11 protein-coding genes are annotated in these 11,248 nt (G+C 64.6%); 7 read left to right on the forward strand and 4 right to left on the reverse strand.

Annotated features, from left to right (window positions below; translation table 11 throughout):
• From JOD78_RS03345 to JOD78_RS03360, 4 genes are all read right to left on the reverse strand, one after another.
• Positions 1–978, reverse strand: coding sequence for an ABC transporter permease (locus JOD78_RS03345; RefSeq protein WP_121045458.1), 978 nt, complete (start codon positions 976–978; stop codon positions 1–3).
• An 11-nt stretch (positions 979–989) separates the two neighbouring features.
• Positions 990–2,588: an ABC transporter substrate-binding protein gene (locus JOD78_RS03350; RefSeq protein ID WP_121045460.1), complete on the reverse strand. Its 1,599-nt coding sequence runs from the start codon at positions 2,586–2,588 to the stop codon at positions 990–992.
• A 181-nt stretch (positions 2,589–2,769) separates the two neighbouring features.
• Positions 2,770–2,928: a hypothetical protein gene (locus JOD78_RS03355; RefSeq protein ID WP_166675576.1), complete on the reverse strand. Its 159-nt coding sequence runs from the start codon at positions 2,926–2,928 to the stop codon at positions 2,770–2,772.
• A 26-nt stretch (positions 2,929–2,954) separates the two neighbouring features.
• A complete protein-coding gene (locus JOD78_RS03360; protein WP_121045462.1) occupies positions 2,955–4,439 on the reverse strand; it encodes a putative sulfate exporter family transporter in 1,485 nt (494 codons plus the stop codon).
• Here JOD78_RS03360 and JOD78_RS03365 point away from each other — a divergent pair.
• The 7 genes from JOD78_RS03365 (at position 4,438) to JOD78_RS03395 (ending at position 11,232) form a co-directional block, all read left to right on the forward strand.
• Entirely contained in the window at positions 4,438–4,803 is a 366-nt protein-coding gene (locus tag JOD78_RS03365; RefSeq protein ID WP_134136337.1) for a hypothetical protein, read from the forward strand. The two genes, JOD78_RS03360 and JOD78_RS03365, sit on opposite strands and share 2 nt — an antisense overlap.
• A 76-nt stretch (positions 4,804–4,879) precedes the next feature.
• On the forward strand, positions 4,880–5,386 hold the full coding sequence (locus tag JOD78_RS03370) for a rhodanese-like domain-containing protein (RefSeq protein WP_209569804.1): 507 nt from the start codon (positions 4,880–4,882) through the stop codon (positions 5,384–5,386).
• 52 nt (positions 5,387–5,438) lie between these two features.
• Complete coding sequence (gene epsC / locus JOD78_RS03375; protein ID WP_209569803.1) at positions 5,439–6,365, forward strand: serine O-acetyltransferase EpsC; 927 nt, start codon at positions 5,439–5,441, stop codon at positions 6,363–6,365.
• Between the two features lie 11 nt (positions 6,366–6,376).
• The gene (locus tag JOD78_RS03380; protein WP_166675577.1) at positions 6,377–6,694 is read left to right on the forward strand and encodes a helix-turn-helix transcriptional regulator; all 318 of its coding nucleotides are present in this window, start codon (positions 6,377–6,379) and stop codon (positions 6,692–6,694) included.
• A 75-nt stretch (positions 6,695–6,769) separates the two neighbouring features.
• On the forward strand, positions 6,770–7,702 hold the full coding sequence (locus tag JOD78_RS03385) for a family 2A encapsulin nanocompartment shell protein (RefSeq protein ID WP_121045470.1): 933 nt from the start codon (positions 6,770–6,772) through the stop codon (positions 7,700–7,702).
• Positions 7,703–7,714: 12 nt separating this feature from the next.
• Positions 7,715–9,613 carry a family 2A encapsulin nanocompartment cargo protein cysteine desulfurase gene (locus tag JOD78_RS03390; protein ID WP_209569801.1) on the forward strand — a complete coding sequence of 633 codons (1,899 nt, stop codon included), beginning with the start codon at positions 7,715–7,717 and terminating at the stop codon, positions 9,611–9,613.
• Between the two features lie 155 nt (positions 9,614–9,768).
• On the forward strand, positions 9,769–11,232 hold the full coding sequence (locus JOD78_RS03395) for an FAD/NAD(P)-binding protein (RefSeq protein ID WP_209569799.1): 1,464 nt from the start codon (positions 9,769–9,771) through the stop codon (positions 11,230–11,232).
• The last annotated feature ends 16 nt before the right edge of the window (positions 11,233–11,248 follow it).

The raw sequence follows: 11,248 nt of genomic DNA on the forward strand, positions 1-11,248 counted from the left end.
TCAGTGCGTGCCGTGAATGCGCGGGTCCAGCCGCGCATAAAGCAGGTCGACCACAAAGTTGATGGCGATGACCAGCAGCGCCGAGACGAAGACGATGCCCAGCAAGGTGTTGAGATCCCGCTGCAGCACCGCTTCATAGGCGAGCCGCCCCAGCCCGGGCAAGGCGAACACGGTCTCCACCACCACCGAGCCGCCCAGCATGGTGCCGGCCTGCAGGCCGATCAGGGTGACCATGGGCAGCAGCGCATTGCGCAGCATGTGGCGCACCACCACGGCCGTCTCGCCCACGCCCTTGGCACGGGCGGTACGGATGAAGTCCTGGGTCGACACCTCCAGCATGGAGGCACGCATGATGCGCAGGTACACCGCCAGGAAGATCAGCGACAGGGTGACCGTCGGCAGCGTCAGGTGCCAGGCGATATCGGCCACTCTGGCCCAGCCGTGCAAGGCCACGTCGATGGACTCGAAGCCGCCCGAGGGCAGCCAGTCCAGCCAGATGGCGAAGACGAATATGCCCATCAGGCCGAACCAGAACGAGGGCGTGGCATAGAACACCAGGCCCAGGGTGGAGATGAGCGTATCGGGCCAGCGATTCACGCGCCGCGCCGCCAGCACGCCCAGCGCCATGCCCACCGCAAAAGCGATGGCCAGCGCCGAGCCCATCAGCAGCAGGGTCGCCGGCAAGCGCTCGATGATGACCTGCGCGACCGGCTTGCCGTAGATGGCCGAGTGACCCAGGTCCAGATGCACCAGCCGCCACAGGTAGTCGCCCAGGCGCACCGAGACCGAATCATTGAGACGGTAGTACTCGCGCAGGCTGGCGATCATGGTGGCGTCACCACCGCCCATCTGCGCCACCAGCGCATCGACGGTGTCGCCGGGAGCCAGTTGCAGCAGCAGGAACAATCCCGCCAGGATGATCAGCAAGGCCGGCAGCGCCGCCAGCAGGCGGCGTCCGGCCAGGGCAAACAGACGCATGCGTTCGCCCCTTATGCCTTGAGCCAGGTGTCATGCCAGCTGCTGGAAGGCCAGCGGGCATTGTTGTGGCCGTTCTGCACGTTGCGGCTGACCACCGAATAGAACTCGCGCTCGGTGGCCATCCAGATCGGCAGTTCGTCGTTGACGGCCTGCACCCACTGCGCATAGAGCGCACGGCGCTTGGCGGGATCGATCTCGCTGGCGGCATCGTCGATGAGCTTGTCGACCTTCTCGGACTTCCAGCCGTACTGGTTGGTCCAGGGCGCGCCGGCCGGGCTGCCCGAGCGATACCAGACGGTGGTGGAGACGGCCGGATCGCCGCGGAACTGGTGCCAGCCGGTGGCGATGTCGAAATTGCTGTCCTTGTAGACGGCAGTCAATGCGCCGGCGATGTCGTACTGCACGATCTCGACCTTGATGCCCACCGCCTCCAGCGACTGCTGGATGAAGGTGGCCAGCAGCGGCACGTCTTCGCCGTTCTGGATCGGCACCAGCTTCAGGGCGAAACGCACGCCATCCTTGCCGCGCTTGTAGCCTGCTTCTTCCAGCAGGGACTCGGCGCGCTTGGGATCGAAGGGATAAGGCGGCTTGGCCCCCTTGGGCGAGAACGACGAGCTCGAGGGAATCGGTCCGTTGGCCGGCTTGCCCAGGCCATAGAGGAAGTTCTCGATGAAGTAATTGATGTCGATGGCATGCACGATGGCACGGCGCACGCGCACGTCGGACAGTTCCTTGCGGCGGACGTTGAACTCCACCGTATTGTTGAAGAGGTTGGCCTCCAGTCCCTTGCTGCGCACTTCGAACTTGGGATTCTTGCGCAGGCGGTCGAGATCGGCCAGGCCCAGCTGTGAATAGGCCGACAATTGCAGCGAGCCTGTCTCCAGCGCTGCGGTAGCAGCCGACTTGTCGGTGATGATGCGCCAGACGATGCGGTCCAGGTAAGGCAAGCCCTTGCGCCAGTAATTCGGATTGCGCTCGGCAATGATGTACTGGCCGCGCTGGTATTCCACGAAACGGAACGGACCGGTACCGATGGGCGCGGTATTGGCCGGATTCTCCAGCACATTGGATTTTTCATAGATATGACGCGGCACCACGTAGCCCAAGTCGGCCAGTGCGCGGAGCAGCAGATCCAGCGGCATCGGGCGCTCGTAGCGGAACACCACCGTGTGGGCGTCGGGCGTATCGACGGCGCGCAGATAGAGATGCAAGGCTGTGGCGTAATTGAGCTGCTTCTTCCACAGCTCCAGCGCGTTGTACTGTACGTCGGCAGCGGTGAAGGGCTTGCCGTCATGCCACTGCACGCCTTCGCGCAGCTTGAAGGTGATGGTCTTGCCGTCGGCCGAGCTGGTCCAGGAGGTGGCCAGCTGTGCAACCGGCTTGCCCTCTGCATCCAGGTCGACCAGTGACTCGATGATCTTGCTGGTGACGATGTAGACGCCGGTGGAGGCGCGCAGAGCCGGATTGAGGATGCGCTGCTCGGAGCCGAGGTGGACGTTCAATACCCCGCCGCGGCGCGGTTCGGTCTGGGAGAAGGAAATCGAGGGCCAGGCGGAAGACACCAGCAAGGCACCGGAAGAGAGCAGAAATTGACGGCGGGTTGCGCGCATTGTTTTTGTTCCTGTGTGGGTTGTTCGAAACACCGCGCAGCGTATGTCAGGGGCTGATGGCTGCGGAACGACCAATTTCGCATTTGCAAATGCGTTTGTCGTTGCCAGCGGATGACGCCCGCACCCAGGCGTCATCGCCGGCGGTCCTCCCTGCCGCCCGGGAGGACTTCGCCAGGCCGGCTCAGACGTTCAGCGGAAAGAAGTGATTGACCACGAACAGCACGACCAGGAGCGTAATGCCGGTGATGAGACTGCCGGCGATGAGCTTCTTTTCGATTGGCAGCAGGGGCTCGGCGTGGGTGCCGGAGGCCAGTTCCTGTTTCAGTTCTTGTTGCGACATGGGCTTATCCTTTCAGTAAGAACGCGTCAGTTGGCCAGTGGTGGCTTGACGCCGGCGAAGAAGATCCACGACACCAGCAGCCCGACCCAGATCACGAAGCCGAACAGGCTCACCACATAGACCGCCACCAGCTTGCCCAGCCCGTCTTCCCACAGCTTGCGGAAGTTGGAGAGCACCCCGATGGAGAAGAAGGTGAGGATGAAGAAGATCACCCGGAAGGTATTGGCGACGCCGACCGAGGGCGTGAGCTTGGCCAGGGTGTCGGGCGAGCTGGTGGTGGCCAGCCAGAAGCCGACCAGGAAGGTCGCCACGAAGCCCAGGATGAATTTGGGGAAACGCTCCCAGATTTCAGCGGCGCGGGCGCGCGGCTGGCCGGGCTGCACATTGACGTGGTTGGTCCAGATATAGGCCAGGATGAAGGCCCAGATGCCGATGAAGACGTCGATGAAGACCTTCACGGTCGCCGTCGTGCCGAGGATCCAGCCACTCTGGTAATGGATGCCCTCGGCCGCGTTCTTGGCCTGGATCAGGGCTTCGGTGATGCCGCCTGCGGCCACGGCCGCGCCATCGGTCTTGACCGCCAGGCCCAGCCATGCAGCGGCGACCAGCGGTTCATGCGAGAGGAAAGCCTGGGCCAGGAACGGCAGCACCAACACCTCGATGACGGCAAAGATCACCACCAGCGACGACACCAGCACCGGGACCGCCGGGCGTGAGCGGATTGCGCCGCCGGTAGCGATGGAAGCCGCCACGCCGCAAATGGAAATGCCCGAAGCGAGCGGCGCGGCCCATTCCCGCGAAAAACCGAACCACTTGCGCGCCACGAAATACACCACAGCCCAATAGATGAGGTAGGCCTCGACGATGGCGGCCAGTCCACGCAGCAGCACCGAGCTGGCCAGCGAGAGCTTGCCGGCGATGGTTACCGCAATGAACCCGCCCAGGATCACGATGGCGATCTTGATGTACAGCTCGGGCCGGATGGCTTCCTTGAGCCAGTCGGCAAAGCGCGGGAAGACATTGCTGATGACCAGTCCCACGATCAATGCCACCACGAAGCCACCTTCATTGGTCAGCCGCAGGGACCAATCGATGCCGAACTTCTGCAGGTCGGCCGGCGTCACCGCAGCCAGGTAGGCATTGTTGCCCACGAACCAGCTCAGGTAGGCCAGCGCAAAGACGACGGTAAAGGCCGCCGCAAAGCGCCCGACCCGCAGCTTGAGCAGGGAAGCCCCCAGCGACAGCACCGCCAGCAGGGCCACGTAGGTCGCCAGCAAGGCGCCGATGCCGCCCAGTCCCGCATAGGACTTGGCGGTCGGCCCGAGCGCGCCGGCCGGCGCGTGCCAGACCGAAGTGGAGACCACCCAGCCCAGCAGGTTGGCGCCGGCCAGGCCACTCAAGGCCAGCGCAAAGATCAGCAGGCCGATACCCAGGGCCAGCCAGTCTTCGTTGAAGCGAGCCTGCTGGCCCACCTGGGAATTGACTGCATTGGCAATCACGGGATTGGACATGGAAAAACACCTCCGCGTAAGGAATACGACGCCAGCGGTCTTGGATGTTGTTGGCGATGGCGCGTTTGCTTCGACGATCTGCCTGGCCCTTGCAGGGGCCAGGCCCGGATTGCCGCTCCGCACTTTATGGCGCTTCCCGTCCGGTGCAAGACGGGTCGGCGCACAGGGGCTTTGGCGATTTGGTCATTGGTGGTACGGACCGGCAAGTGTTGAAAATACCGCGCCGCCGCGGCGTGCAGAACGAATCGATTTGCATATCCATACGCAACTTTTGCGCGGCAGGGGCGGCCGCCGCTTATGCGTTTTTCTTCTTTCAAGCCTCTTTTTTATTCGTTCACCAAAGACAACGGCAGTTTTACAGTGAACCCATCGATTGCCGTCTATAGCCACCAAAAGACGGCCCGGCCCCACAACGCTTCCTTGTCCATGGAGAACCCGAGATGTCTTCCCTGTCGTCCGTAGCCACCCTGAACACCTTTGCCCCCGATGCCGCGCAGCAAGGCCTGCCGCCCGAGCTGGAACAGATCCGCGTACAGGCAGCCGCCGATGGCCTGTCCTACGCCGGCGGCATCGGTCCGAAAGAAGCCTGGGCACTGGTCGAAGCGGGCAAGGTCGTGCTGGTGGACGTGCGCACCGCGGAAGAACGCAAGTTCGTCGGCCATGTCCCCAACAGCCTGCACGTGGCGTGGGCCACCGGCACATCGCTGTCGCGCAATCCCCGCTTCGTGCGTGAGCTGGAAAGCAAGCTCGGTGGCAAGGATGTTCCGGCGCTGCTGCTGTGCCGCAGCGGCAAGCGTTCGGTGGCTGCCGCCGAAGCCGCGACCAAGGCCGGGCTGACCTGTATTTTCAATGTGCTGGAGGGCTTTGAAGGCGAACTCGACGCCGGACAGCAGCGCGGCAAGACCGATGGCTGGCGCTTCCACGGCCTGCCCTGGGTGCAGGACTGACCCGAAGCGGCGACCGCCTGCGGCCCCCAACAAGAACCAACAAGAGAGTCCCATGGCCAATTTCGATATCCACCAGATCGTCCACTCCCTGCATGAAGCCCGCGTCGGCTGGCGTGTAGCGCAGCGGCGCAACAATGATTCCAACGGCCGCGAGTTTCCCTCGCGCGATGCCCTCGATGGCATCGTCACCACGCTCAAGGGCGTACTTTTTCCAATGCGCCTGGGGCCGCCGGATTTGCGCCAGGAAAGTGAGAACTACCACGTCGCCCACGCGCTGGACGCCGCCCTGCATGGGTTGCTGGAGCAGGTGCGACTGGAACTGAAATACAGTGCCGGGCTGGCTGGCCGGGCCACGCCCACACTCGAAGAGGACGCCGTTTCCATCACCCGCGCCTTCGGTGCCTCCCTGCCCCAGATCCGCAGCCAGCTCGATACCGACGTCCTGGCCGCCTACCAGGGTGACCCGGCCGCTCGCAGCGTGGATGAAGTGCTGCTCTGCTACCCCGGCACCCTGGCCATGATCCACTATCGCCTGGCCCATCGCCTCTACCAGCTGGGCCTGCCCTTGCTGGCGCGCATCATTGCCGAACTGGCGCATGGTGCCACCGGCATCGACATCCATCCGGGCGCACAGATCGGCACCGGTTTCTTCATCGACCACGGTACCGGCGTGGTGATCGGCGAGACCGCCATCATCGGCAACAATGTGCGCATCTACCAGGCCGTAACGCTCGGTGCCAAGCGCTTCCCGACGGATGCCGAGGGCAAGCTTGAAAAGGGCCGGGCGCGCCATCCCATCGTGGAAGACGATGTCGTGATCTATGCCGGTGCCACCATCCTCGGGCGCATCCGCCTGGGACGCGGGGCCATCATCGGCGGCAACGTCTGGCTCACGCATGATGTGCCAGCGGGTGCCAACATTTCTCAGGCAGCCTCGCGCGAAGACGCGCTGTCCGTGGCCAACTCCGCAGCAGCATGAGCGAGGCGGCCATGAGCAATCCCGTCATTGCTTCCGGGCATGCCGATGAAGAGGCCCTCACCAGTGCGCTGGTCCAAAGTTTCGGTATCGGCGTGCGCCAGCTGCGGCGCGAGCGCGGCTGGTCGCAGGAGAGGCTGGCCGAGAACTCCAACCTCAATCGTTCCTACATCGGCGAGATCGAGCGCGGCACGGCGATCGCCTCACTGGTGACGGTGGAGAAACTGGCTACCGCCCTCACCCTGTCGCCCTCGGCGCTGGTGACCCATGGCGAGCGGATCAACCAGCAGAACCTGGTGCGTGGCCTTCAGTTGATGGCTATAGCATGTTGAGCCATCAGGCCTGAGCCCCGACACTTCGCCTGTTCACTCACCCCATTCCCTGCAACCTTCTCTTACGGAGTCCAGATGTCCGCAACTGTCGGCGGTACCACCGCACTCGGCGATAACGCAGCACGGCAACTAGCCAATGCCACCAAGACCGCCCCCCAGCTCGAAACCATCAGCCCGCGCTGGCTCACGCACCTGCTGCAATGGGTCCCGGTCGAAGCCGGCATCTATCGCTTGAACAAGGTCAAGAACCCGGAATCGATCAAGGTCACCTGCACCGCCCGCCAGGAAGAAAACCAGCTGCCGCGCACCTTCGTGGACTACGAAGAACATCCGCGCGAATATTTCCTCAATGCCGTCTCCACCGTGCTGGACGTGCATACCCGCGTCTCCGACCTGTACAGCAGCCCGCATGACCAGATCAAGGAACAGCTGCGCCTGACCATCGAGACCATCAAGGAAAACCAGGAAAGCGAACTCATCAACAACCCCGACTACGGCCTGCTGGCCCAGGTGACCGACGAACAGCGCATCTTCCCGCTGACCGGTGCGCCGACCCCGGACGACCTGGACGAACTGCTGACCAAGGTCTGGAAGGAGCCTGCCTTCTTCCTGGCGCACCCGCTGGCCATTGCCGCCTTCGGCCGCGAAGCCACCCGCCGTGGCACGCCGCCGCCGACCATCAGCCTGTTCGGTTCGCAGTTCATCACCTGGCGCGGCGTACCGCTGATCCCCTCGGACAAGGTGCCGGTGGCCGATGGCAAGAGCAAGATCCTGCTGCTGCGCGTGGGCGACAAGCGCCAGGGCGTGGTCGGCCTGTACCAGCCTGGCCTGCCGGGCGAGCAGAGCCCGGGCCTGTCGGTGCGCTTCATGGGCATCAACAACCACGCCATCGCGTCCTACCTGATCTCGCTGTATTGCTCGCTGGCCGTGCTGACCACCGATGCCCTGGCAGTACTGGACGATGTCGAGATCAACAAGTACCACGACTATCCCGACACCTACAAATAAGAGGCCGCCAACGTGAGTATCCTCACTCCCGCTTCCCCCGGCTCCGGCTTGCCCGGCCAGGACGCGTCGGCGGCGCCTTTTGATCCGGCGCTGCTGGCGCGGCTGGCCAACGAGCTGTTCGCCGCGCCAGCGGCTCCAGCCTGGGCTCCCGGCCAAGTGCCGGGTGCCCAGCCGCCGGCCAACTTCGCACCGCCCGCCTCGCCCCTGTCCAGTCCGGCCGGCACCAGCCAGGGCGTGCCCGGCACTGCCATTCCGCAAGGACTGGCACCGGGCCTGAACCTGATTCCGTCGTCGCCGCATCAGGTGCTGACACTGGGCAACCGCGCACCCTCGCTGGCCCCTGCCGCACCCGCTGGCAACGGCACGCCGGACAAGGCGTTTGCCGCCCTGCCCGCCTACGAGCCACGCCTGGGTGGTGCTGCCACTGGTGTGCCGCAAGCGGCCGCACCGGTAGCCACGCCTGCTGCGCCCTCCACGGCGGGGTATTACTTCCTCGATGGTGGCCATGGCCATCCCCGTGGAAGTGCGGCGGCACCTGCTGCCGCTGCGCCATCGGCCCCGGCCGGCGCGGCCAGCAGCCCGCAGTATTATTTCCTGCACGCGGTGGAATTGCCCAGTGGCTATGTCACCCCTGCCAAGCCGGCGCCGCACGCGGTGCACCAGCCTGCCGGCGCGCAGCAAGGGGCGGCCTTCGACGTGCATGCGGTGCGCCGGGACTTCCCTATCCTGCAGGAGCGCGTGAATGGCCGGCAACTGATCTGGTTCGACAACGCTGCCACCACGCACAAGCCGCAATCGGTGATCGACCGCATCAGCGAGTTCTATCGCCGGGAGAATTCCAACATCCACCGCGCAGCGCACGAACTGGCCGCGCGTGCCACCGACGCCTACGAAGGCGCACGGGAGCGGGTGCGGGGCTTTCTCAATGCGCCGGATGTGAACGAAGTCATCTTCGTGCGCGGCACCACCGAAGCCATCAACCTGGTCGCCAAGTCCTGGGGCGGCAAGCACGTGGGTGCGGGCGACGAGATCATCGTCTCGCATCTGGAGCACCACGCCAACATCGTCCCCTGGCAGCAACTGGCCGCCGAAAAGGGGGCCAAGCTGCGCGTGATCCCGGTGGACGATTCGGGCCAGGTGCTGCTGGATGAATATGCCAAGCTCTTGAACGAGCGCACCAGGATCGTGGCGGTCACCCAGGTCTCCAATGCCTTGGGCACCGTCACACCGACCAAGCAGATCGTGGAGCTGGCCCGTCTGGCCGGTGCGCGCACGCTGGTCGATGGGGCGCAATCGGTGTCGCACATGCGCACCGACGTGCAGGCGCTGGGCGCGGACTTCTTCGTTTTCTCCGGCCACAAGGTGTTTGGTCCGACCGGCATCGGCGCACTGTGGGGCCGGCGTGAAGTGCTGGAAGACATGCCGCCGTGGCAAGGTGGCGGCAACATGATTGCCGACGTCACTTTCGAGAAGACCATCTTCCAGCCGCTGCCCAACACCTTCGAAGCCGGCACCGGCAATATCGCCGATGCCGTCGGACTGGGTGCGGCCATCGATTACGTCAACCGTATCGGCATCGACAACATCGCCGCCTACGAACATGCGCTGCTGGAATACGGCATGCACAAGCTGGGCGAGATCGAAGGCCTGCGGCTGATCGGCACGGCCGCCCACAAGGCCAGCGTGATGTCCTTCGTACTCGACGGTTACAGCACCGAGGAAGTCGGCAAGGCGCTCAACCAGGAAGGCATTGCGGTGCGCACCGGGCACCATTGCGCACAGCCGATCCTGCGGCGCTTCGGGGTGGAAACCACGGTACGTCCGTCGCTGGCCTTCTACAACACCTTCGAGGAAATCGACTGCCTGCTGACGGTAGTGCGTCGGCTGGCGGCGCAGCGTCACCGGCGCTGATCCATTCCAGATGGACTTGCAACGGCCGCCTCGTGCGGCCGTTTTTTGTTTTGCATCGGCATCGCAAAAACCGCATAAGCACATGAAAAATGGGCGCAGCGGGATGAGGACAGCTGTCTTAGACTCGGTTCCATTCTCCCTCGCCTGGAACCTGCATGCCCCAAAAATACTCCGACATCGCCATCATCGGCGGCGGTTTTGCCGGCACCGTCACGGCCATCAAACTGCTGCGCGCCCTGGCGACCGAGCCGCAGCGCCTGCCCCTGACGCTGACCCTGATCGAGAGCCGTGCCGAGATCGGACGCGGTATCGCCTACAGCACCGACAATCCCGACCATATCGTCAACGGCACGGCACAGTTGTTCGGTCTGTACCCCGAGCAGCCCAATCATCTGCCAGACTGGCTGGCGGCCAATGCTGCGCGTCACGGCTGGCAGCCCCCGGCAGGCGTGGCCGAGGCCGGTTATGTGGATGCCTTCCCGCCACGCAGCCTTTATGGCGCCTATCTGCAGGACGAATTGCGGCAGGCGCTCAAGGCCGCCGGCCCGCAAGTGCGCTGGCAACCTGTGCAGGGCCGCGTGATCGATCTGCTGCCGCAGGAGTCCGGATACGAACTGATCCTGGAAGATGGCCGCCGCTTGGAGGCCGCACGCACGGTGCTTGCGCTGGGCCTGTTCCGGGCCAGCGGCGCCGGTTTCTTCGCTACGCCGCAAGAGCGCCAGGTCTTGGGAGACCGCTATATCGACGACGTCTGGAGCGCCGCAGCCTGGCAGCCTGGGGCCAATGACCAGGACATCCTGCTGGTGGGCGCCAGCCTGACGGCGCTGGATGCAGCGTTCAATGCCGACCGGGCAGGCTTCCGTGGACGCTTCCACCTGCTCTCGCGCCGTGGTCTGCTGGTCCAGCCACGCCGGGGACTGACGCCGTGGCCGGACTTGCTGGATGCCGAGAAGCTACCTTCCAGCCTGCGCGACCTTTTGCGCATCACACGCCAGGCGCGCCGCGCCGTGCGCGCCAGCGGTGCCGACTGGCAGCAGTTGCCCCCAGCCATCCGCCCCCACGTACCGGCCCTGTGGGCGCAGGCCAGTGCCAGCGACCGTCGGCGCTTCCTGCGCCATCTGCGGCCTTTCTGGGAAATCTCGCTGCATCGTGCCGGTCCGGAATCGGCCCGCAAGCTGGCGCAGTATCAGGATCAAGGACGCTTCCGGCAACTGGCAGGACGCATACACGCCCTGCGCAAATCGGGCGACAAGGTCGAGGTGCAATGGCGTGCGCGCGGCAGCGACACCTTGGAGACACTGCTGGTGGATCGCGTTGCCAATGCCGCCGGCTACGAATTCAACTGGCCGCGCATCGCCGATCCGCTGGTGCGTGCACTGCTGGAACGGCGACTGGTCCGTCCGCATGCCACCGGATTCGGCATCGATGCCGATCCGGCCAGCGGGGCGCTCTTCAACGCCGACGGCCATCTGCAGGAAACGCTCTTTGCGGTCGGCCATCCCTTGCGCGGCGTGTCCTGGGAATCCAATTCCATCGGCGAGCAACTGATCGGTGCTACCGCGACCGGACTTGCCCTGGCCGCTACGCTGGTGTCACAGGCCACTGCCGAGGCCGCCTGATTCAACCCTTCAATGA

This window comes from Herbaspirillum sp. 1130, assembly GCF_017833835.1.
Taxonomy (GTDB): domain Bacteria; phylum Pseudomonadota; class Gammaproteobacteria; order Burkholderiales; family Burkholderiaceae_D; genus Herbaspirillum; species Herbaspirillum huttiense.